Origin of the sequence: Bacillus sp. B4EP4a (assembly GCF_006680105.1) — a bacterium.
GTDB classification, from domain to species: Bacteria; Bacillota; Bacilli; order Bacillales; family DSM-1321; genus Peribacillus; species Peribacillus simplex_E.
Genome location: NZ_VHIK01000032.1, coordinates 41,193 through 62,625, shown reverse-complemented (window position 1 = coordinate 62,625; position 21,433 = coordinate 41,193). Strand labels below are relative to the sequence as shown.

At 41.4% G+C, this 21,433-nt stretch carries 24 protein-coding genes and 2 other annotated features; all 24 genes read left to right on the top strand.

Annotated features, from left to right (window positions below):
• The first annotated feature begins 389 nt into the window (after nt 1–389).
• The 24 genes from FNK51_RS16925 to FNK51_RS16810 all read left to right on the top strand — a co-directional run bounded on the left by FNK51_RS16925 (nt 390) and on the right by FNK51_RS16810 (nt 21,369).
• Nucleotides 390–851 carry a CtsR family transcriptional regulator gene (locus tag FNK51_RS16925; RefSeq protein WP_098373579.1) on the top strand — a complete coding sequence of 154 codons (462 nt, stop codon included), beginning with the start codon at nt 390–392 and terminating at the stop codon, nt 849–851.
• A 21-nt stretch (nt 852–872) separates the two neighbouring features.
• On the top strand, nt 873–1,424 hold the full coding sequence (gene mcsA, locus FNK51_RS16920; protein ID WP_098373578.1) for a protein-arginine kinase activator protein McsA: 552 nt from the start codon (nt 873–875) through the stop codon (nt 1,422–1,424).
• Entirely contained in the window at nt 1,421–2,497 is a 1,077-nt protein-coding gene (mcsB, locus tag FNK51_RS16915; protein WP_141994058.1) for a protein-arginine kinase McsB, read from the top strand. Before mcsA ends, mcsB begins: the two co-directional genes overlap by 4 nt.
• 130 nt (nt 2,498–2,627) lie before the next feature.
• The gene (clpC, locus tag FNK51_RS16910; protein ID WP_141994057.1) at nt 2,628–5,069 is read left to right on the top strand and encodes an ATP-dependent protease ATP-binding subunit ClpC; all 2,442 of its coding nucleotides are present in this window, start codon (nt 2,628–2,630) and stop codon (nt 5,067–5,069) included.
• A gap of 205 nt (nt 5,070–5,274) precedes the next feature.
• Nucleotides 5,275–6,663: a DNA repair protein RadA gene (gene radA, locus FNK51_RS16905; RefSeq protein WP_076372905.1), complete on the top strand. Its 1,389-nt coding sequence runs from the start codon at nt 5,275–5,277 to the stop codon at nt 6,661–6,663.
• A 2-nt stretch (nt 6,664–6,665) separates the two neighbouring features.
• Nucleotides 6,666–7,739, top strand: a complete 1,074-nt coding sequence (gene disA / locus FNK51_RS16900; RefSeq protein ID WP_076372903.1) for a DNA integrity scanning diadenylate cyclase DisA — start codon at nt 6,666–6,668, stop codon at nt 7,737–7,739.
• A gap of 225 nt (nt 7,740–7,964) precedes the next feature.
• Nucleotides 7,965–9,062, top strand: coding sequence for a PIN/TRAM domain-containing protein (locus FNK51_RS16895; protein WP_076372901.1), 1,098 nt, complete (start codon nt 7,965–7,967; stop codon nt 9,060–9,062).
• A gap of 21 nt (nt 9,063–9,083) precedes the next feature.
• Complete coding sequence (gene ispD, locus FNK51_RS16890) at nt 9,084–9,770, top strand: 2-C-methyl-D-erythritol 4-phosphate cytidylyltransferase (protein WP_141994056.1); 687 nt, start codon at nt 9,084–9,086, stop codon at nt 9,768–9,770.
• A gap of 14 nt (nt 9,771–9,784) precedes the next feature.
• Nucleotides 9,785–10,264, top strand: a complete 480-nt coding sequence (ispF, locus tag FNK51_RS16885; RefSeq protein ID WP_098373573.1) for a 2-C-methyl-D-erythritol 2,4-cyclodiphosphate synthase — start codon at nt 9,785–9,787, stop codon at nt 10,262–10,264.
• Nucleotides 10,265–10,354: 90 nt separating this feature from the next.
• Nucleotides 10,355–11,812: a glutamate--tRNA ligase gene (gltX, locus tag FNK51_RS16880; protein ID WP_098373572.1), complete on the top strand. Its 1,458-nt coding sequence runs from the start codon at nt 10,355–10,357 to the stop codon at nt 11,810–11,812.
• 42 nt (nt 11,813–11,854) lie between these two features.
• Nucleotides 11,855–12,103, top strand: a binding site (T-box leader).
• 93 nt (nt 12,104–12,196) lie between these two features.
• Nucleotides 12,197–12,838: a serine O-acetyltransferase gene (gene cysE / locus FNK51_RS16875; protein WP_483296125.1), complete on the top strand. Its 642-nt coding sequence runs from the start codon at nt 12,197–12,199 to the stop codon at nt 12,836–12,838.
• A gap of 1 nt (nt 12,839) precedes the next feature.
• Nucleotides 12,840–14,237, top strand: a complete 1,398-nt coding sequence (gene cysS, locus FNK51_RS16870) for a cysteine--tRNA ligase (RefSeq protein ID WP_098373570.1) — start codon at nt 12,840–12,842, stop codon at nt 14,235–14,237.
• 3 nt (nt 14,238–14,240) lie between these two features.
• Nucleotides 14,241–14,663 (top strand): Mini-ribonuclease 3, encoded by a 423-nt coding sequence (locus tag FNK51_RS16865; protein ID WP_034305071.1) that lies wholly within the window; start codon nt 14,241–14,243, stop codon nt 14,661–14,663.
• Complete coding sequence (gene rlmB / locus FNK51_RS16860; protein WP_063235788.1) at nt 14,660–15,403, top strand: 23S rRNA (guanosine(2251)-2'-O)-methyltransferase RlmB; 744 nt, start codon at nt 14,660–14,662, stop codon at nt 15,401–15,403. Before FNK51_RS16865 ends, rlmB begins: the two co-directional genes overlap by 4 nt.
• Before the next feature lie 4 nt (nt 15,404–15,407).
• Nucleotides 15,408–15,917: an NYN domain-containing protein gene (locus tag FNK51_RS16855; RefSeq protein ID WP_098373569.1), complete on the top strand. Its 510-nt coding sequence runs from the start codon at nt 15,408–15,410 to the stop codon at nt 15,915–15,917.
• An 85-nt stretch (nt 15,918–16,002) separates the two neighbouring features.
• Nucleotides 16,003–16,635 (top strand): RNA polymerase sporulation sigma factor SigH, encoded by a 633-nt coding sequence (gene sigH, locus FNK51_RS16850; RefSeq protein WP_094246690.1) that lies wholly within the window; start codon nt 16,003–16,005, stop codon nt 16,633–16,635.
• Nucleotides 16,636–16,835: 200 nt separating this feature from the next.
• Nucleotides 16,836–16,985 carry a 50S ribosomal protein L33 gene (gene rpmG / locus FNK51_RS16845; protein ID WP_081113075.1) on the top strand — a complete coding sequence of 50 codons (150 nt, stop codon included), beginning with the start codon at nt 16,836–16,838 and terminating at the stop codon, nt 16,983–16,985.
• A gap of 50 nt (nt 16,986–17,035) precedes the next feature.
• Nucleotides 17,036–17,218, top strand: coding sequence for a preprotein translocase subunit SecE (gene secE / locus FNK51_RS16840; protein ID WP_076372883.1), 183 nt, complete (start codon nt 17,036–17,038; stop codon nt 17,216–17,218).
• Between the two features lie 258 nt (nt 17,219–17,476).
• Nucleotides 17,477–18,010 carry a transcription termination/antitermination protein NusG gene (gene nusG / locus FNK51_RS16835; protein ID WP_048677866.1) on the top strand — a complete coding sequence of 178 codons (534 nt, stop codon included), beginning with the start codon at nt 17,477–17,479 and terminating at the stop codon, nt 18,008–18,010.
• 174 nt (nt 18,011–18,184) lie between these two features.
• A complete protein-coding gene (rplK, locus tag FNK51_RS16830) occupies nt 18,185–18,610 on the top strand; it encodes a 50S ribosomal protein L11 (protein WP_034305057.1) in 426 nt (141 codons plus the stop codon).
• Between the two features lie 104 nt (nt 18,611–18,714).
• A complete protein-coding gene (gene rplA / locus FNK51_RS16825) occupies nt 18,715–19,410 on the top strand; it encodes a 50S ribosomal protein L1 (protein ID WP_057276474.1) in 696 nt (231 codons plus the stop codon).
• Nucleotides 19,411–19,456: 46 nt separating this feature from the next.
• Nucleotides 19,457–19,607, top strand: a sequence feature (ribosomal protein L10 leader region).
• A 39-nt stretch (nt 19,608–19,646) separates the two neighbouring features.
• Nucleotides 19,647–20,147 (top strand): 50S ribosomal protein L10, encoded by a 501-nt coding sequence (gene rplJ, locus FNK51_RS16820; RefSeq protein WP_063235792.1) that lies wholly within the window; start codon nt 19,647–19,649, stop codon nt 20,145–20,147.
• A gap of 63 nt (nt 20,148–20,210) precedes the next feature.
• Complete coding sequence (gene rplL / locus FNK51_RS16815; RefSeq protein WP_053349071.1) at nt 20,211–20,570, top strand: 50S ribosomal protein L7/L12; 360 nt, start codon at nt 20,211–20,213, stop codon at nt 20,568–20,570.
• A gap of 193 nt (nt 20,571–20,763) precedes the next feature.
• The gene (locus FNK51_RS16810) at nt 20,764–21,369 is read left to right on the top strand and encodes a class I SAM-dependent methyltransferase (RefSeq protein ID WP_141994059.1); all 606 of its coding nucleotides are present in this window, start codon (nt 20,764–20,766) and stop codon (nt 21,367–21,369) included.
• Nucleotides 21,370–21,433 lie beyond the last annotated feature (64 nt).

The window sequence follows — 21,433 nt, the reverse complement described above, 5'->3', positions numbered from 1 at the left end:
CTGTGAGAGTAGGACGCCGCCAAGCCATTTAAAAAGATCAGCCATCCGGCTGGTCTTTTTTGTTGTTCGTAATTAAAAAAAGGTTTTTTATTTTCAGGGACAGCATAGGGCTGGCCTTATTTGAATTGGTTACAATATCATGAGGAGGAATTGGGCCGAATTTAAGTGGTGAAACCTTAAGAGAGAAGAAAAATATCAGGTTTTGCATTTATCTTTTTAGGGTATTTATGTAAGATATTTCAACTTTAATGTTCAATGGGGTATGTAACTACATATAATTTGGGGAAAATGGATAATACAGAAAGAGAAAGTGCGTTTAAGTTGCAAAATGCATTATTCCTTGTATAATAATAGTCAAATATAGTCAAAGTCAGAATGGAGGAGGCTGAGTGAGAAACATATCTGATATTATCGAAACTTATTTAAAGCAAGTACTTGAAATAAGTCAAAAAGATATCTTAGAGATTAAAAGAAGTGAAATAGCAGATAAATTTCAGTGTGTTCCTTCTCAAATCAATTACGTAATCAATACCAGGTTTACCATCGAGCGAGGTTATGTTGTAGAGAGTAAGCGTGGAGGCGGCGGTTACATACGCATCATGAAAGTCGAATCGCAGGATTCCGTGCAACTTATCAACCAATTATTATCGCTTATTGGTTCAAGGGTAACCCAATCGATGGCTGAAGGAGTAATTTCAAGGCTGATGAATGAAGACGTCATTAATGAACGAGAAGCAAAGATTATGATGAGCGTCATAGATAGATCGGTGATTTATATCGACCTACCTGACCGCGATGAGCTTAGGGCAAGAATTTTAACTGCGATGCTTACGACTTTAAAATATAAATGAAACTGGCAGAGGTGATGAGCGTTGATTTGCCAAGAATGTCATCAAAGGCCTGCTACCCTGCACTTCACCAAAATCATCAATGGAAAAAAGACTGAAGTCATGATTTGTGAGAAATGTGCTCAGGAAAAAGGTGAAATGTTCATGGATGCAGGTGGACCTGGTTTTTCAATAAATAATTTATTAGCAGGATTGTTGAATATGGAGTCGAATATTCAACAGACAAAGGCAAATGCATTTCCCAAAACGGAAGAGAGGCGTTGCCCGCATTGTCATCGATCTTATAAAGAATTTGTCCATATTGGTAAGTTTGGCTGTGCCGAATGTTATAAAACGTTCAATGAACAGTTAAATCCCATTTTAAAGAGGGTTCATAGCGGCAATACAGCACATATAGGGAAAATTCCAAAAAGGATTGGTGGCACCATATATCTTCGAAAGCAAATTTTGGATTTAAAAGAAGTTTTAAAGGTCCACATTGATCAAGAGGAGTTTGAGAAAGCGGCAGAGGTAAGAGATAAGGTTCGTTCCCTTGAAAAAAGGTATGAAGCGCAAGAGGGAGGCGAGGAATTATGAGCTTGGAAAAGTTTGTAGAAAACGCCTTGAGTTCCTGGATGAGTGCCGAAGGGCCGGAAATCGATATTGTATTGAGTTCGCGGATTCGGCTGGCCAGGAATTTTAAAGACTTTACCTTCCCAACCTCCTTTTCTAACGAAGAAGCTAAAAAAATCATTGAATTGGTCAAAAAAAGAATCGAAGAAGAAGTAACCCCAGAGATTGGAAAACTGGAACTATTAGAGATTGACCAATTGCAGCCACTGGAAAAGCGTGTTCTCGTTGAAAAACATTTAATCAGTCCCCATTTAGTTGAAGATTCAGCGAAAAGCGCATGTCTCCTTTCGGAAAATGAAGAAATAAGTATCATGATAAACGAAGAGGATCATCTCCGTATTCAATGTTTAATGTCGGGGTTGCAGCTAAAGGAAACATTAAAGATTGCAAATGTTCTTGACGATTGGATTGAAGAATCCATAGACTATGCATATGATGAGGAAAGAGGATACCTAACTAGTTGTCCGACTAATGTGGGAACAGGATTAAGAGCTTCGGTCATGATTCATCTGCCTGGCCTTGTCCTTACACAGCAGATGAATAATATCATACCGGCTATCAACCAATTGGGGTTGGTGGTTCGAGGGATTTATGGAGAGGGCAGTCAAGCCTTGGGGAATATTTTTCAAATCTCCAATCAAATTACTCTTGGAAAGTCGGAAAGGGATATCGTTGAAGATCTAACAAGTGTAGTGCAACAAATCATAGCCCAGGAACGGTCAGCGAGGGATGCATTAGCGAGGACTTCCCACATACAATTAGAAGATAGAATTTTCCGTTCATATGGGATTTTGTCCAATGCTCGCATCATCGAGACCAAGGAAGCAGCTACCTGTATCTCCGATGTTAGATTAGGGATAGATCTTGGGTATATAAAGAATATTTCTAAAAGCATTCTAAATGAGTTGATGATTTTGACGCAGTCGGGATTTTTACAAAAGTACGCAGGTGGCCCTTTAAGACCCCATGAAAGGGATATCCGTAGAGCGGCACTCATTCGGGAACGCTTGAATTTCACGGAATCTTCCTCCTCATAGAGGTCATTGACCCCTTTAGGGAGTATCAAATTTCATGTAATAGATATAGAGCAAGAAGAAGCTTCTGCCATAACTTAAAGAATTGCCAGCAACTTTATTCAAAACGAAAATTCTTAAGGAGGAATTCCCTATGATGTTTGGTCGTTTTACTGAAAGAGCCCAGAAAGTATTAGCATTAGCCCAAGAAGAGGCAATCCGTTTAGGTCATAATAATATCGGCACGGAACATATTTTACTGGGCCTTGTCCGAGAAGGTGATGGTATTGCAGCCAAAGCGTTATATGCTCTTGGCTTGGGTCCGGATAAGATTCAGAAAGAAGTGGAAAATCTAATTGGCCGAGGACAGGATACGGCTCAAACGATACATTATACCCCAAGAGCCAAGAAAGTCATTGAACTTTCCATGGATGAGGCAAGAAAATTAGGTCACTCATATGTTGGGACAGAGCATGTTCTTCTAGGTCTTATCCGTGAAGGGGAAGGTGTAGCTGCCCGCGTATTGAATAATCTGGGAGTAAGTTTAAATAAAGCTCGACAACAAGTATTACAACTTCTGGGAAGCAATGAATCAGGTGGTCACCAAGGTTCAGCCGCTTCAAATGCAAGCACGCCGACACTGGATGGCCTTGCACGTGATTTAACGGCGATTGCCAGGGAAGGAAGTTTGGATCCCGTTATCGGAAGAAGTAAGGAAATACAGCGTGTCATCGAGGTATTAAGCCGTCGTACAAAAAATAACCCAGTATTAATCGGTGAACCTGGGGTTGGTAAAACAGCCATTGCTGAAGGGCTTGCCCAACAGATCATCAATAATGAGGTACCTGAAATTTTACGTGATAAACGCGTAATGACACTTGATATGGGTACTGTTGTGGCTGGTACTAAATACCGGGGTGAATTTGAGGACCGGTTGAAGAAAGTTATGGATGAAATACGTCAGGCGGGTAATATCATCCTATTCATCGATGAATTGCATACATTGATTGGTGCAGGTGGTGCAGAAGGTGCCATTGATGCCTCCAATATCCTTAAACCATCATTGGCGCGAGGTGAATTACAATGTATCGGTGCCACGACTTTGGATGAGTACCGGAAGTATATTGAAAAGGATGCCGCGCTTGAACGTCGTTTCCAGCCAATCCAAGTCGATGAGCCGACTATTTTGGAATCCATCCAAATTCTCAAGGGGCTGCGTGACCGTTATGAGGCACATCACCGCGTATCGATTACTGACGAAGCGATTGATGCCGCAGTCAAATTATCCGACCGTTATATTTCCGATCGCTTTTTACCAGATAAAGCGATTGACTTGATTGATGAAGCTGGTTCCAAGGTTAGGCTGCGTTCATACACAACGCCACCTAACTTAAAAGAACTTGAAGTGAAGCTGGATGATGTTCGTAAGGAAAAGGATGCTTCCGTTCAGAGTCAAGAATTTGAAAAAGCAGCTTCGCTTCGCGATACAGAACAACGCTTAAGAGAACAATTGGAAGAAACGAAAAAGACTTGGAAAGAAAAACAAGGGCAGGAGAACAGTGAAGTGACTGTGGATGACATTGCACACGTCGTATCCAGTTGGACGGGAGTTCCAGTTACTAAATTGGCACAAACAGAGTCAGACAAACTGCTTAATATGGAGTCAATCCTCCATGATCGTGTAATTGGGCAGGAAGAGGCTGTCATTGCGGTTTCTAAAGCAGTACGACGTGCAAGGGCAGGTTTGAAAGATCCTAAACGTCCAATTGGTTCATTCATCTTCTTAGGACCTACAGGGGTCGGTAAAACCGAGCTAGCCCGTGCTTTAGCTGAATCCATTTTTGGTGATGAAGATGCCATGATCCGCATCGATATGTCCGAATATATGGAGAAACATTCGACTTCACGTCTTGTTGGATCCCCTCCAGGATATGTTGGATACGAAGAAGGCGGTCAGTTAACGGAAAAAGTGCGGAGGAAACCATACTCCGTCGTTCTGCTTGATGAAATAGAAAAGGCGCATCCGGATGTCTTCAATATTCTTCTTCAAGTATTGGAAGACGGAAGACTGACAGATTCCAAGGGGCGTACTGTCGATTTCAGGAATACCATCCTGATTATGACATCGAATGTAGGGGCGTCGGCCTTGAAAATTGATAAGTATGTCGGCTTTAATATCCAGGATACTGGCCAGGACTATAAAAATATGAAAGGGAAAGTGATGGAAGAACTCAAACGTGCATTCCGTCCGGAATTCCTGAATCGTATTGATGAAACTATCGTGTTCCACTCATTAGAGAAGGATCATTTGAAACAAATCGTTACATTAATGTCAAATCAGCTTACTACCCGTTTGAAAGAACAGGAGATATACTTGGAGCTGACAGATGCGGCTAGAGAAAAAATTGCTACGGAAGGTTTTGATCCGGAATATGGGGCACGGCCAATCCGCAGGGCACTTCAGAAGCATGTAGAAGATTATCTATCCGAAGAGTTGCTTAAGGGCAACGTGAAAAAAGGGCAAACGGTCGTAATGGATGTCGTGAATAATGAGTTTGCAATCCGACAAGGCGAGCCTGTTAATGTAAGTGAATAACCAGATCCTAAACTTCGAGGTACACGCAGATTCTTTTGCAGTGTACCTCTGTTTTTTATCTATAGGTAGATTTGAGTATAAATGGGACAAGCAGAGTGCAGAGTGAATATTTTTTTTAAAAAACTTAGCCTTAAGAAGGTTTAAATAAAACCGAGGTATAATATCCTTAATATAGATATTTTTTCCAGAGGAAAAGGAGTAATTTATGGCTGTAAAGAAGAAAACAAAATTTATGTGTCAGTCTTGTGGATATGAGTCACCGAAATGGATGGGGAAATGTCCAGGATGCGGTGAATGGAACAAAATGGTCGAGGAAACCGAAATCGTTAAACCTGCTAGAAAAGGCGCTTTTACCAATTCAGAGGTTAGAGGTTCCGGGGAACGGGAGAAGGCAGCACCCATAACGACTATTCAATCAGAAAAAGAACCCCGGATTAAGACGGATTTAATGGAATTGAATCGTGCTCTTGGGGGCGGGATCGTACAGGGATCACTTGTATTGATCGGAGGGGACCCGGGTATCGGTAAGTCCACCCTGCTTTTACAGGTATCATCCCAATTGGCGCATAAACAGAAAAAAGTGCTTTATATTTCTGGTGAAGAATCAGTCAAGCAGACCAAATTGAGAGCGGATCGGCTTGGGACCATGTCGGAAAATCTATTCGTTTATGCTGAAACCGATATGGATTATATCCAACAGGCAATTACGGATGTAAAACCGGATTTGGTCATTATTGACTCCATTCAAACGGTATACCATTCGGAGGTTACATCTGCCCCAGGAAGCGTTTCACAAGTGAGGGAGTGCACAGCCTCACTCATGCGCATTGCTAAAACGAACGGAATCGCGATTTTTATCGTCGGACACGTTACAAAGGAAGGGGCCATCGCGGGGCCACGGCTGCTTGAGCACATGGTCGATACAGTATTATATTTTGAAGGTGAAAGACACCATACATATCGAATTATACGTGCGGTTAAAAATCGCTTTGGTTCGACGAATGAGATGGGTATTTTTGAAATGAAAGAACATGGATTGGAAGAGGTCGCGAATCCATCGGAAATTTTCCTTGAAGAACGGTCGCAGGGAGCCTCGGGTTCCACAGTCGTCGCATCCATGGAGGGCACAAGGCCGGTGCTAGTCGAAATTCAAGCATTGATTTCACCTACGAGTTTTGGCAATCCGAGGCGAATGGCCACGGGAATCGACCACAATCGAGTTTCGCTTTTAATGGCTGTTCTGGAAAAGAGAGTGGGCTTGCTTCTTCAAAACCAAGATGCGTATTTAAAGGTTGCCGGTGGTGTCAAGCTGGATGAACCTGCAATTGACCTCGCTGTCGCAATAAGCATTGCTTCAAGCTTCCGTGATAAACCAACAAACCCTGCCGATTGCATCATTGGTGAAGTGGGGCTGACTGGTGAGGTAAGAAGGGTGTCAAGAATTGAACAAAGGGTGCAGGAAGCAGCAAAATTAGGGTTTGAGCGGGTTATCATACCGGCTAATAATATAGGGGGATGGACCGCGCCGAAGGGTATTAAGATCGTTGGTGTTTCATCTGTTTCGGAGGCTCTTAAACAATCGTTAGGGGGTTAAGTATGACAGATAAAAAAGGGTATGAGAAAACAAAATTGGAAATTCTGCAAATTGTTGCTCCAGGTACCCCGCTTCGGGAGGGGATTGAAAATGTCCTGAGGGCAAACACAGGTGGTTTGATAGTGGTCGGATATAATGAGAAGGTGCGAGTGATCGTGGATGGCGGCTTCGAAATCAATTGCAGCTGTACCCCCAGCACATTATATGAGTTGGCAAAGATGGACGGGGCCATCATTTTAAATGAAACAGCCGATAAGATCATTTTCGCAAATGCCCAACTAGTGCCGGATAACAGTACACCTTCCACAGAAACGGGAATGCGGCATAGGACAGCGGAACGTGTGGCAAGGGAGACCAAGTCGTTGGTCATCGCAATCTCACAACGTCGGAATGTCATCACTTTATATCAAGGAAATTTCCGATACGCCCTTAAAGATATAGGAGTCATACTTGCCAAGGCTAATTTAGCCATCCAGACCTTGGAAAAATACAAGGTGGTCCTGCAGCAGAGCATATCGGTTTTAGGAGCACTCGAGTTTGAGGAAATCGTGACCTATGCCGACCTTTTGCAGGTATTTCACCGATATGTAATGGTGCTCAGAATCAAGGCGGAGCTATTAACGTACCTTAATGAGCTTGGTACGGAAGGAAGATTGATCCGTTTGCAAATGAATGAAATCCTGGCAGATATTGAAACGGAAGGAAAATGGCTTATCAAGGATTATACCTCCAGTAATGATGAAAATCCCGAGGAAATCATTTTTAGGCTTCAAGAGTTGGCCATGCAGGAAAAACTGGATGAAAGCATTCTTCTAAAGGTGCTGGGCTATCATGGATACATACACCTTGATGAGTCAGTACATCCCCGTGGTTACCGTATTCTTCATAAAATCCCACGCTTGCCGGGTTTGATCATCGAAAATTTAGTGAAACAGTTCGGAAGCTTTAGTGAAGTCAATAAAGCTACGGTTGAAAACCTTGACGATGTGGAGGGCATAGGCGAAGTCCGCGCCAATAAAATCAAAGAAGGACTCCGGATTTTGAAAAATCAGCTTGTCACAAATAGAAGGATGTAGGTGCAGCTGGCCTTTTAAATTCCCCTGAACTAGCTTGAAATTGATTGGTGTTTATTTTTGACACTCAAAACTCAGGGTGCTAGGCTAATATTACGAAAAAGAGAAAAAATCATATTTGTAAATCCACTAATTCCTTAAGTGAATTTAACGTATATAATGAAAACGAATTTTCGAAGGTTTCATTTTATTTTATTGGTCAATAATGAATAGAAGGAGGTGAAAGGGATGTTAAAACGCATTATACAAGCATGCTTCTTAATAGTCGGCGGAACACTTGGTATGTTACTTATTCCAGAATTATTAATTGTTTTACATGCAGATGATATTGCTTTAATAAACAATCCTTATGTAAGTGTACTGTTGGGTGCCATTATCTTTTATCTTATAACTTTTTGGGCAGTAGATCATGTGATCTATTTTATGAAGTGGCTGGAGGAACAGCTTGTAAAGATACCAATTACGGATATAATCTTTGGCAGCGTCGGTCTTTTAGTGGGACTGCTTGCGGCGTTCTTGGTTGGCTCCGCCTTCAGTGCCATCAAGGTTCCTATTTTAAATACAGTGGTTCCCATCATCCTTACGCTTTTATTTGGTTATCTTGGTTTTCAGGTGGGCTTTAAAAAGCGTGATGAGCTATTGAGTTTATTCACGAAAAGCAATAAGAAAAAGAACACTGATGGTGAAGCGAGCGAAGAGGATGAAGAGGGGTATAGCAAGCGGCTGAAGATTCTCGATACAAGCGTCATCATTGATGGTAGAATTGCGGATATTTGTCAGACAGGCTTTCTGGAGGGTACCATAGTCATTCCTCAATTCGTATTAAACGAACTGCAGCACATTGCCGATTCATCTGATGCATTGAAAAGGAATCGTGGAAGACGTGGTTTGGATATCTTGAATCGGATTCAAAAAGATCTTCCGATTAAAGTGGAGATGTACGAGGGGGATTTTGAAGACATTCAGGAAGTGGACAGTAAACTAGTGAAACTTGCCAAAATATCGGGCGGAATGGTCGTTACCAATGATTTCAATTTAAACAAAGTATGCGAGTTTCAAAATGTGGCGGTCCTTAATATCAATGACCTTGCCAATGCCGTAAAACCTGTTGTGCTTCCTGGGGAAGAGATGAATGTTCAGGTCATCAAGGACGGGAAAGAGCAGAACCAGGGCATCGCTTATTTAGACGATGGCACCATGATCGTTGTCGAGGGTGGCCGTGACCATATCGGGAAACGCATCGATGTACTTGTCACAAGTGTATTGCAAACCTCTGCAGGCCGTATGATATTCGCTAAACCGAAACTATTAGAAAAAGCATTATAAAGAAGAGTAGGAGAAACCGTTATGTTTTATGAAGTAGTGATACCTGCAGCTGGACAAGGCAAAAGAATGAAGGCGGGCAAGAATAAACTTTTTATTGAACTATCGGGTATCCCGATCATTGTTTATACACTGCGTGTCTTCGAAGAAGATCCTGACTGTCGGGGGATTATCCTTTCGATAAACCCGGCAGAAAAGGATTATTTCAGTCAATTGATTGCAGCATATGGGCTTAAAAAGGTCAAGAAACTGGTCATGGGTGGCAAGGAGCGCCAACAAAGCGTTTATAATGGACTGCAACATGCAGGAGAAGAAATCGTCCTGGTCCACGACGGTGCCCGCCCTTTTATCAATGTTGGGCAAATCAGTGAATTGACTACTGCCGCCTCCCTTCATGGAGGTGCCGTAATTGCAGTGCCCGTTAAGGATACGATTAAAAAAGCGTCAAACAATAAGGTAGTGGAAACAGTGGAACGATCTAGCTTGTGGGCGGTACAAACTCCACAAGCTTTTCGTGTATCCATATTAAAAAGCGCGTATGAACAGGCAGAAGCTGAAGCATTTTTAGGGACGGATGATGCAAGTTTGCTAGAGCGGATCAATGAACAGGTAGTTATTATTGAGGGCAATTATGATAATATTAAAATTACGACTCAGGAAGACCTTTATTTTGCAGAAGCGATTTTACATAAACAACATGGAAAAAGATGATTGGGGAGAATGATATGTTTAGAATAGGACAAGGATATGACGTTCATCAGCTTGTGGAGGGGAGACCTTTGATTATTGGCGGGATTACGATTCCGTATGAGAAAGGTTTGCTAGGTCATTCGGATGCGGATGTCCTTCTGCATACTGTTGCTGATGCCTGCTTGGGGGCAATTGGTGCAGGGGATATCGGTAAGCATTTTCCGGATACCGATCCTGAATTTAAAGATGCCGATTCGGCAAAACTGCTGCAGTATATTTGGGCGATCGTAAAAAAAGAAGGATATTCCCTAGGCAATGCGGACTGTACAATCATTGCACAAAGCCCGAAAATGGCACCGTATATTGAGGAAATGCGCGGCAGGATTGCTGAACTTTTAGATGCGCCGATAGACAGAATCAATGTAAAGGCGACCACTACCGAGAAACTTGGATTTACAGGCAGGAGCGAAGGAATCGCGGCACAGGCTGTGGTTTTATTGGTTAAATCAAACTAATTTCGTTTTTAGAGTGGATGCCTTTATCCCAATGTATTTAAATGATAATATATACAATAGAATAGAACGACTGGGAGGTCTATATATATCATGAGCAGCGATATTCGAGTTCGCTATGCACCGAGTCCGACTGGACATTTACATATTGGTAATGCACGGACTGCTTTATTTAACTATTTATACGCACGAAATAAAGGCGGGAAATTCATCATCCGTATTGAAGATACCGACCAAAAGAGAAATATTGAAGGCGGAGAGGAAAGTCAGCTTAAATATTTGAAATGGCTTGGTATGGATTGGGATGAAGGTGTTGATGTTGGCGGTGAATTCGGGCCATATCGTCAATCCGAAAGGAACGACCTTTATCAGGAATTGTATCAAGAGCTTTTAGATAAGGGTTTGGCATATAAATGCTATTGTACGGAAGAAGAGCTTGAAGCAGAGCGTGAAGGACAGGTCGAACGGAATGAAACGCCAAAATATTCAGGGAAGTGCAAGCATTTAACTGAAGAAGAGCAAGCGGAACTAGTGGCTCAAGGAAGAAAACCGAGCATTCGCTTTGCCGTTCCAGCTGGGAAGGTCCTTACTTTCAAAGATATGGTTAAGGATGAGGTTTCGTTTGAAGCGGATGGCTTTGGTGATTTTGTCATCGTTAAAAAAGATGGCATTCCAACCTATAACTTTGCAGTGGCCGTCGATGATCACTTGATGAAGATTTCCCATGTCCTTCGCGGTGATGATCATATCTCCAATACTCCCAAACAACTGATGATTTACGAAGCTTTCGGCTGGGAACCGCCGGTATTCGGACATATGACGCTGATTGTAAACGAAAGCAGGAAGAAACTGAGTAAACGTGATGAGTCCATCATTCAATTCATTGAGCAATATGAAGAGCTTGGTTATGTACCTGAAGCTTTATTCAATTTCATTACATTATTAGGATGGTCTCCGGTCGGGGAAGAAGAGATTTTCACGAAGGAAGAATTCATTAATCTTTTCGATGCTGATCGGCTGTCTAAATCACCTGCACTTTTCGATAAACAAAAGCTTACATGGATGAATAACCAATATGTGAAGCAATTGGACGGAAATCGTGCAGTGGAATTGTCAATGCCTCACTTAATTAAAGCCGGGAAGGTTTCAGAGACACTGACCGCCGAAGAAGAAGAGTGGGTACATGGGCTAGTTTCCCTTTTTCAAGAGCAGATGAGCTATGGAGCGGAAATAGTCGAGCTATCTGAACTGTTTTTCATGGATGAGGTCGTGTTCGAAGAAGAAGCCAAGGAAGTACTGGCTGAAGAACAGGTACCGGAAGTCATGAAAGCTTTCCTTCAGGAGATCGATGGCCTTGAAGAATTTAACGCGGATGAAATCAAGAAGTCGATTAAAGCCGTACAAAAAAGCACAGGCCATAAAGGGAAAAAATTATTCATGCCGATAAGGGCGGCCGTCACGGGTCAAACACATGGTCCTGACTTGCCTAAGGCGATTTCATTACTGGGCAAAGAAAAAATTAAACAGCGTATTCAGAGTATTTTATATTAACAATTTGTCAAAAATGTAATATAGTATTTAATAATCTTACAAAAGAACGCGTAGATGGGGAGAAGTAAGTAAACGAAGCTTTTTAGAGAGAACCATAACCTGCTGAAAGTGGTTCAAGCCTCTCGTTTTCTGAAATGCACCCTTGAGTCCTTTGCTGAACTAACCTATAGTAGGCACAGGCGGAATGTCCTCCGTTACAGGGATTAAAGTTGGGGATGAAAAAACAGGAAAAAGCTTTACCTGCTTCGTACATTCCAAACAGAGTGGAACCGCGCTTAAAGCGTCTCTGTCTATTTGGACAGAGACGCTTTTTTATATGCTTTAAAAGCTTCAAAGGGGATGTTGGAAAAGAACGCAACATAGGGGGGAATCATTTTGTTAAAGATGTTTAAAGAGGATATCGAAGTGGTTTTTGATCAAGATCCTGCTGCGCGCAGCTATTTGGAAGTCATATTGACGTACGCGGGTTTACATGCGATTTGGAGTCATAGGATGGCTCATGCACTATTTAAGAAGAAGTTCTTTTTCCTGGCAAGAAGTATATCTCAGATCAGTAGGTTTTTTACCGGAATTGAAATTCATCCAGGGGCTACGATTGGCCGTCGTTTCTTCATTGACCATGGAATGGGGATCGTCATTGGCGAAACTTGTGAAATTGGCGACAATGTATCTGTCTTTCAAGGTGTAACCCTTGGGGGGACAGGAAAGGAAAAGGGAAAACGTCATCCTACGATAAAGGATAACGTTTTGATTGCTACAGGAGCAAAAGTGCTGGGTTCCATCACTGTTGGGGAAAACTCAAAAATCGGTGCAGGATCGGTCGTTTTAAAGGAAGTGCCACCTAATTCCACAGTGGTGGGTATTCCAGGTAAAGTGGTCATTCAAGATGGTATCAAAATCAACAAAGATCTAAATCATTGTGATCTTCCTGATCCAATCGCTGATCGCTTTAAGGAATTGGATAGTGAAATCAGGGCTTTAAGAGCGAAGATGGCTGAACAGAAGCAGAAGGAAAGGAGTCTATAATATGGCGATTAAAATATATAACACAGCTACAAGAAAAAAGGAAACCTTCGTCCCGATGGAAGAGGGAAAGGTGAAGATGTACGTATGCGGACCCACTGTCTATAATTACATTCATATTGGTAATGCAAGACCGGCAATCGTATTCGATACCGTTCGTAGGTATTTGGATTACCGTGGATATGATGTGCAATTCGTTTCGAACTTTACGGATGTGGATGATAAGCTGATTCGTGCGGCAAAAGAATTGGGGGAAGATGTCCCAACCATATCAGAGCGTTTCATCAAGGCTTATTTTGAAGACGTGTCGGCATTGGGCTGCAAAAAAGCCGATGCTCACCCAACCGTAATGGAGAACATGGATGCAATCATTGAATTCATCTCGGCATTAATTGAGAAAGGATTCGCTTATGAATCCGAAGGGGATGTGTATTACCGAACTCGTAAGTTTGAGGGGTATGGAAAACTTTCACATCAGTCCATCGATGAGCTGCGAGTGGGGGCACGTATTGAAATAGGGGAGAAAAAACAAGATGCCCTTGATTTTGCCCTTTGGAAAACGGCAAAGGATGATGAAATATCTTGGGAGAGCCCATGGGGTAAAGGGCGTCCTGGCTGGCATATCGAATGCTCCGCAATGGTCAAAAAGTATTTGGGTGATACAATCGATATTCATGCCGGAGGTCAAGATCTGGCTTTCCCGCATCATGAAAATGAAATTGCACAATCCGAAGCATTGACGGGTAAGACTTTTGCGAATTATTGGATGCATAACGGGTATATAAATATTGAGAATGAAAAAATGTCTAAGTCCTTAGGCAATTTCGTCCTTGTGCACGACATCATTCAGAAGCATGATCCACAAGTGTTACGCTTCTTTATGTTATCTGTACATTACCGTCATCCCATCAATTATAGTGAAGAAGTGCTTGAAAATGTAAAAGCGTCCCTCGATCGCTTAAGGACATCTTATCAAAACTTAAAGCATCGCCTTCAAGTTAGTGACGGATTGACTGAGAATAATGATGTTTGGTTGGGGAAGCTGAATGAATTACATGAACAATTCATTAAAGAAATGGACGATGATTTCAACACAGCTAATGCAATATCCATGCTCTTTGAACTTTCCAAACAGGCAAATTATTACTTGATGGAGAAAAACACAGACAAGGAAGTGATTGATGCTTTCCTTGATAAATTCAACATCTTATTTTCTGTCCTAGGGTTGTCCCTTGAAGAAGAGGGGCTTTTGGATGAAGAAATTGAAGGCTTGATACAGCAGAGAATTCAAGCGCGGAAAGACCGCAATTTTGGGTTGTCCGATGAAATTCGTGATCGCTTGAAAAACATGAATATCATATTAGAGGATACCCCTCAAGGTACAAGATGGAAAAGAGGGTAATTAATGCTTCATTACGATAGTAAGGTAGATGCAAAAATGCTGAACAGTCTTGCTTTGGCATATATAGGTGATGCTGTATACGAAACGTATATACGGCATCACCTCATTCAAAAAGGAGCGGTCAAGCCCAATCTACTACACAAAAAAGCTACATCTTTTGTAGCTGCTAAAGCGCAAAATAAAATCATCCACTTTTTCCTGGAGTCAGATTGGTTATCGGAAGAGGAATCCGCTGTCGTTCGGCGCGGCCGAAATGCAAAATCCGGAACGGTACCGAAGAATACAGATGTGCAAACGTATCGCTACAGTACAGCCTTCGAGGCACTTATGGGATTTTTGTATTTATCCGGTCGAATAGAAAGAATGGAAGAACTCATCAAAAAATCCATTGAATACATTGAAGAAGAAAAGGGGAGTAACCCATGAGCGAAGAATATATCATTGGCAGAAACCCCGTATTGGAAGCACTTCGCTCCGAACGGGATATTAATAAAATTTGGATAGCCGAGGGCTCGCAAAAAGGCTCGATGCAACCACTAATCGGTCTGGCGAAGGAAAAGAAGGTATTCGTGCAAATCGTACCGAAGAAAAAAATTGACCAAATGGCAGAAGGCATCCATCAAGGCGTTATCGCACAAGTGGCTGCATATGAATATGTGGAGCTGGATGACTTATTCGCAAAAGCGGCTGAACGGGACGAAGCACCTTTTTTCATGATCCTTGATGAAGTTGAAGATCCGCATAATTTAGGTTCGATCATGAGGACGGCTGATGCAGTTGGGGCCCATGGAATCATCATCCCAAAAAGAAGAGCGGTGGGCTTGACGGCAACAGTGGCAAAAGCTTCGACGGGTGCAATCGAATATATTCCGGTAGCTCGCGTTACAAATTTGGCACGAGCGGTTGAAGAGTTGAAAGAGCGAGGGGTATGGATAGTCGGTACCGATGCGAAAGGCAGCGATGATTACCGTAACATGGACGGAAAAATGCCTATCGGACTTGTTATCGGCAGCGAAGGAAAAGGCATGGCACGGCTAATGAAGGATAAATGTGATTTTCTCATCCGTCTCCCTATGGCAGGACAAGTAACTTCGTTAAATGCATCGGTAGCGGCCGGTTTATTGATGTATGAGGTTTATAGAAAAAGAAATCCTCTAGGGCAATGATGGAATGAATATTCTGTTGGTGGACGGTTATAACATTATTGGAGCTTGGCCGGAACTGAGAGAATTAAAAGAACGGGATCTTGCTGCTGCAAGAGACCGGTTGATAGAAATGATGGCGGAATATCAAGCATTTACCGGATACCGTGTAATTATCGTATTTGACGCTCAATATGTTCAGGGAATTGCCCGCATATTCAAAAATCACAAGGTTGACGTAATTTTTACAAAAGAAAATGAAACTGCGGATGAAAGAATAGAAAAGATGGCCATTGAACTGAATAATGTCAAAACGCAAATTCAAGTGGCAACCTCTGACTTCACGGAACAGTGGGTGATCTTTGGCCAAGGGGCCCTAAGGAAATCCGCTCGTGAACTGCTTATTGAAATGGAAGAAATTCAAGGCGAAATCAAGAAAGATGTACGAAAAACAACGACGATAAGACCTGTGGCCAAAATTCCTTTAAGTGAAGAAGTGGCAGAAATTTTTGAAAAATGGCGCCGAGGTAAAATTTGAACCATTGACGGGTAAAATTTACCTGCTGTATAATATTTCTATCTGAGTCAGGTCAGGGGGATATAATGTGGGTCTCAAATTCGGAATGAAGCTGAACGAAAAGTATCTGCAGTTTGAGGATGATGAATTGATAGGGTTGGTGCACACTGGAGACAGTGAGGCGCTGGATTATTTGATCCAAAAGTATCGTAATTTTGTAAGAGCGAAAGCAAGGACTTATTTCTTGATTGGTGCCGATAAGGAAGACATCGTGCAAGAAGGTATGATTGGTTTATATAAAGCCGTCCGTGATTTTAAAGGGGATAAATTATCTTCCTTTAAAGCATTTGCAGAACTATGCATTACGAGGCAGATCATTACAGCTATCAAAACAGCAACACGTCAAAAACATATTCCGCTCAATTCCTATGTTTCCCTGGACAAGCCCATTTATGATGAGGAATCGGACCGAACTCTAATGGATATTATATCGGGTACGAAAGTTTTGGACCCGGAAGAACTGATCATCAACCAAGAAGAGTTTGACGATATCGAATTAAAGATGGCCGAGCTCCTGAGTGATCTTGAGAGAAAAGTGTTAGCTCTTTACCTGGATGGACAAACCTACCAAGAAATTTCGGAAGAGTTGAACCGGCATGTTAAGTCAATCGACAACGCCCTTCAGCGGGTGAAAAGAAAGCTCGAGCGCTATCTGGAAGTAAGGGAAATCAGTTTATAATCCCTCCGCTTTTTCCGCTTAATTTCATCTGTCCCTTCTCCACAAGGATGTTTATTATTCACTAAAATTTTTAATGGATGTTAAGTAACCGATGTTTTGATTTCCGGTGTCCGTAATAGGTGAAACCCGCTTTGATATTGACAATAAAAAACAGCCGTGATAAGGTTTTATGGATATAGTAGATAGGATAGGTGTATCTAATGCGAAAAAAAATAGTTCTTGCATGCACTGATTGCGGTTCAAGAAATTATAGTTATGAGAGCAAACAATCGACAAGCGGCGAACGACTGGAAATCAAGAAATTTTGCAGTACATGCAACTCACACTCGATTCATAAAGAAACGAAATAACCGTTTTATAAATAGATTGACAGAAGCTTCTAATGCTTGGAGGTACATTCATGAAACGTTTTACCGAATTTTTCAGCGGAGTCGCTCGCGAAATGCGAAAAGTAAGCTGGCCGAAACGCAAGGAGCTTACCAAATATACAATCGTGGTAGTAACGACTGTATTGTTTATGGCTTTATTCTTTACAGTGGTCGATTTGGGCATTTCCGAATTAATTCGCTTAGTTATTGAATAAGAGATTCGAAAATAAGGTATAATAGTGATAGAATAATATGTGTCAGCAGAAAAGCCCGGAAACGGGTTTTTTAATTTGTCTTTTTTAATAAGTGAAGAAGCTCAAAATCGAGCACTGCTGTAAATATGAATCATCACAATATTTTCTAGTTAAGTCAGGATGACGCCGGTATGGTTTTTTGGCTAAAACGTTCAAAGATAAAGATTAATAAAGAAAATGATTGATTGCAGGGAGGGAAGGACGTTAAAGTCCTAACACATGGAAAAGAATTGGTATGTAGTTCACACTTATTCAGGTTATGAGAACAAGGTTAAGGCTAACTTGGAAAAACGTGTTGAAACTATGGGGATGGAAGACAAGATCTTTCGCGTTGTAGTTCCAGAAGAAGAAGAAACAGAAGTGAAAGATGGCAAAAAGAAAGTGACCAAAAAGAAAGTATTTCCAGGTTATGTATTGGTTGAGATCATCATGACGGATGATTCATGGTACGTTGTCCGGAATACGCCTGGCGTAACAGGTTTCGTAGGTTCATCTGGAGCTGGGTCAAAACCGACTGCATTGCTTCCGGAAGAAATTGAAGTCGTCCTTAAACGAATGGGCGTGGATGAAAGTAAAATCGAAGTTGATTTTGAAATCGGTGATACGGTTCAAGTTAAAGAAGGACCTTTCGCAACCTTTGCAGGGCCGATTGAAGAACTTGATAAAGACAAAGGGAAAGTAAGGGTCCTAGTCAATATGTTCGGTCGTGATACACCGGTTGAACTTGATTTTAATCAAGTGGAAAAATTATAAACGGAAAAAAACTTGAAATTGCCTTTAGAAAGTGGTAAAATTTCAAAGGTCAGTATGTTTCAATTTTTAGGCCTCAACGATACAAGCATTCTTTATTAATATATAAAGAATTCAAGATGAGTGGGAGGGTATTACCCTATTACCACATCACGGACTTATAAGGAGGTGTGTCTCGTGGCTAAAAAAGTAATTAAAATGGTTAAATTGCAAATTCCTGCTGGTAAAGCGAATCCGGCACCGCCAGTCGGTCCTGCATTAGGTCAAGCTGGTGTAAACATCATGGGATTCTGTAAGGAGTTCAACGCTCGTACAGCAGATCAAGCTGGTCTAATTATTCCTGTTGAAATCACGGTATTTGAAGACCGTTCATTTACATTCATTACAAAAACTCCGCCGGCTGCAGTATTGCTTAAGAAAGTAGCTGGTATCGAGTCTGGTTCTGGTGAACCTAACCGTAATAAAGTTGCTACAGTCAAGCGTGATCAAGTGCGCGAGATTGCTGAAACTAAAATGCCTGACCTAAACGCTGCAAGCGTTGAAGCTGCAATGCGTATGGTTGAAGGTACTGCTCGCAGCATGGGTATTGTCATCGAAGACTAATCCATGTAATTGCTATTTGTTTCTACGGGGTTGCGATTGATACTCGCAACCTTTATTCGTGGGAGGTCATTCCGTTAAAACCACAATTTAGGAGGATTTATATCATGGCGAAAAAAGGTAAAAAGTATCTTGAAGCAGCTAAGCTTGTAGAAGTTTCTAAGGCTTATGCTGTAACTGAAGCAATCGAAGTTGCTAAAAAAGCAAACTTCGCAAAATTCGATGCGACTGTTGAAGTTGCTTTCCGTTTAGGCGTAGACCCTAAGAAAGCTGACCAACAAATTCGTGGAGCAGTTGTTCTGCCGAATGGTACTGGTAAAACTCAACGCGTATTAGTATTCGCTAAAGGCGAAAAAGCAAAAGAAGCTGAAGCTGCTGGTGCTGACTACGTTGGCGAATCTGACTACATCAACAAAATCCAACAAGGATGGTTCGAATTCGATGTAATCGTTGCGACTCCAGACATGATGGGTGAAGTTGGTAAACTTGGCCGTGTATTAGGACCTAAAGGATTAATGCCTAACCCTAAAACTGGCACAGTAACATTCGACGTAACAAAAGCTGTTAATGAAATCAAAGCTGGTAAAGTTGAATACCGCGTAGATAAAGCTGGAAACATCCATGCTCCAATCGGTAAAGTATCTTTCGAGGATGCTAAACTAGTGGAAAACTTCACTACTATCTATGATACATTAATGAAAGTTAAACCTGCGGCTGCTAAAGGAACTTACATGAAAAACGTTTCTGTAACAACTACAATGGGCCCTGGCGTGAAAGTTGATCCTTCTACTTTCAATAAATAATTGACATTCCAAAACTATTATTGTTATAATAAGTTTTGTTGTGAATAAATGAATATCATTTGTACCGTAGACAGTAGGTGCTCGTTACGAGCTTAATTCCCTGCCGAGGTAATTCGATAATAATAGTCCTTGACTATGACTTTTGAAATTACTGCCTTCATGTCTGCAATAGAGATGAAGGCTTTTTCTTTGAAACGGTATAAATGTTTTCAAGCAAATCTACAGGAGGTGTAAGGATGAACGCAATTATTGAACAAAAGCAAAAAATCGTTGCTGAGATTACTGATAAATTAACTGCAAGCCAATCAACAGTAGTTGTTGACTACCGTGGATTGACTGTTGCTGAATTAACAGAACTTCGTAAGCAACTTCGTGAAGCTGGCGTTGAGTTTAAAGTTTACAAAAACTCTATGACTCGCCGTGCTGCGGAAAGTGCTGAACTTAGCGCTTTGAACGAATCATTAACAGGACCAAACGCAATTGCATTCTCAACTGAAGATGTTATTGCGCCAGCAAAAATCCTTAACGATTTTGCGAAAAAACATGAAGCTTTAGAAATCAAAGCTGGAGTTATCGAAGGAAATGTTGCAACTGCTGAAGAAATTAAAGCTCTTGCAGAACTACCTTCACGCGAAGGCCTACTTTCAATGCTACTCAGCGTGCTACAAGCGCCTATGCGCGGACTTGCTCTTGCTACAAAAGCAGTTGCAGATCAAAAAGAAGAACAAGGCGCGTAAGCTAATCGCTTATTTAGCCTAATGATTCAAAAAAAAACCAACCATTTCGAGGAGGAAATAACAATGACTAAAGATCAAATCTTAGAAGCAGTTAAAAACATGACTGTTTTAGAATTAAACGACCTTGTAAAAGCAATCGAAGAAGAATTTGGCGTAACTGCTGCTGCACCTGTAGCTGTAGCTGCTGCTGGTGGCGCTGCTGCTGAAGAGCAAACTGAGTTTGATGTAATCCTTACATCTGCTGGAGATCAAAAAATCAAAGTTATCAAAGCTGTACGTGAAGTAACAGGTCTTGGACTTAAAGAAGCAAAAGAACTTGTTGACAACACTCCAAAAGCAATCAAAGAAGGCGCTTCTAAAGAAGAAGCTGAAGAAGTTAAAGCTAAACTTGAAGAAGTTGGAGCTGGCGTTGAAGTTAAGTAATCTTGCATAAAAAAAAGCTCGCTATCACTGGCGGGCTTTTTTCTTCATTTTCAAAGAAATGATGAAAACTAGCCGTTAATGGTTTGGTAACGAGGATTTCGTTATTCGAACATTCCGGCGTGCAAGTATCCATTCTTCAATTCTCTTCTCTCATTAAATCTTCAATATTCCTTTCTGATAGGGGGAGATGACTCTGACAGAGCATTACTACTCACATAAACCGGATGTCGTAAGCAATCCGAAATTTTGGGATTTCACATTAAAGGGACGTACATTTCGCTTCAAAAGTGATAATGGTGTTTTTTCGAAAAAGGAAGTTGATTTCGGATCGCGTCTTTTGGTTGAGAGTTTTAACCTTAATGAAGCTGTGGAAGGAGATATTCTCGATGTTGGTTGCGGTTATGGTCCAATCGGAATATCGATTGCGGCAGCTTATCCCGAGAGAACGATAGAAATGATTGATATAAATAGCCGAGCAGTTGAATTGTCAAAAGAGAATGCCGCTTCTAATGGGATCGCAAATGTGAAAATTTACGAAAGTGATCGTTTTGACAAAGTTGGCTCCAATCAATTCGCGGCAATTCTTACGAACCCTCCCATTCGCGCAGGCAAAAGTGTAGTCCACGAAATTTTAGAAGAAAGCTATCGCAGTTTGGTAGCTGGTGGAGAACTATGGGTTGTCATTCAAAAAAAACAAGGGGCTCCATCCGCAATGGATAAAATGGAGCGATTATTTGGAAATGTTGAAGTGACTGTTAAGAAAAAAGGTTACTATATACTATTAGCCAAAAAGGTTTGACTCTAAATTTTCGCTATGTTAGTATTATAAAATGCATATATATAATTCCGTAACTATGCAATTT

Coding starts and splice junctions, on each gene's coding strand:
- FNK51_RS16855 (WP_098373569.1), top strand. CDS start 15,408: ATGAATATTCTGTTGGTGGACGGTTATAACATTATTGGAGCTTGGCCG.
- mcsB (WP_141994058.1), top strand. CDS start 1,421: ATGAGCTTGGAAAAGTTTGTAGAAAACGCCTTGAGTTCCTGGATGAGT.
- rpmG (WP_081113075.1), top strand. CDS start 16,836: ATGCGAAAAAAAATAGTTCTTGCATGCACTGATTGCGGTTCAAGAAAT.
- clpC (WP_141994057.1), top strand. CDS start 2,628: ATGATGTTTGGTCGTTTTACTGAAAGAGCCCAGAAAGTATTAGCATTA.
- rplA (WP_057276474.1), top strand. CDS start 18,715: ATGGCGAAAAAAGGTAAAAAGTATCTTGAAGCAGCTAAGCTTGTAGAA.
- radA (WP_076372905.1), top strand. CDS start 5,275: ATGGCTGTAAAGAAGAAAACAAAATTTATGTGTCAGTCTTGTGGATAT.
- ispF (WP_098373573.1), top strand. CDS start 9,785: ATGTTTAGAATAGGACAAGGATATGACGTTCATCAGCTTGTGGAGGGG.
- FNK51_RS16865 (WP_034305071.1), top strand. CDS start 14,241: ATGCTTCATTACGATAGTAAGGTAGATGCAAAAATGCTGAACAGTCTT.
- cysS (WP_098373570.1), top strand. CDS start 12,840: ATGGCGATTAAAATATATAACACAGCTACAAGAAAAAAGGAAACCTTC.
- disA (WP_076372903.1), top strand. CDS start 6,666: ATGACAGATAAAAAAGGGTATGAGAAAACAAAATTGGAAATTCTGCAA.
- nusG (WP_048677866.1), top strand. CDS start 17,477: ATGGAAAAGAATTGGTATGTAGTTCACACTTATTCAGGTTATGAGAAC.
- gltX (WP_098373572.1), top strand. CDS start 10,355: ATGAGCAGCGATATTCGAGTTCGCTATGCACCGAGTCCGACTGGACAT.
- ispD (WP_141994056.1), top strand. CDS start 9,084: ATGTTTTATGAAGTAGTGATACCTGCAGCTGGACAAGGCAAAAGAATG.
- sigH (WP_094246690.1), top strand. CDS start 16,003: ATGAAGCTGAACGAAAAGTATCTGCAGTTTGAGGATGATGAATTGATA.
- secE (WP_076372883.1), top strand. CDS start 17,036: ATGAAACGTTTTACCGAATTTTTCAGCGGAGTCGCTCGCGAAATGCGA.
- rplL (WP_053349071.1), top strand. CDS start 20,211: ATGACTAAAGATCAAATCTTAGAAGCAGTTAAAAACATGACTGTTTTA.
- cysE (WP_483296125.1), top strand. CDS start 12,197: ATGTTTAAAGAGGATATCGAAGTGGTTTTTGATCAAGATCCTGCTGCG.
- rplJ (WP_063235792.1), top strand. CDS start 19,647: ATGAACGCAATTATTGAACAAAAGCAAAAAATCGTTGCTGAGATTACT.
- FNK51_RS16895 (WP_076372901.1), top strand. CDS start 7,965: ATGTTAAAACGCATTATACAAGCATGCTTCTTAATAGTCGGCGGAACA.
- rlmB (WP_063235788.1), top strand. CDS start 14,660: ATGAGCGAAGAATATATCATTGGCAGAAACCCCGTATTGGAAGCACTT.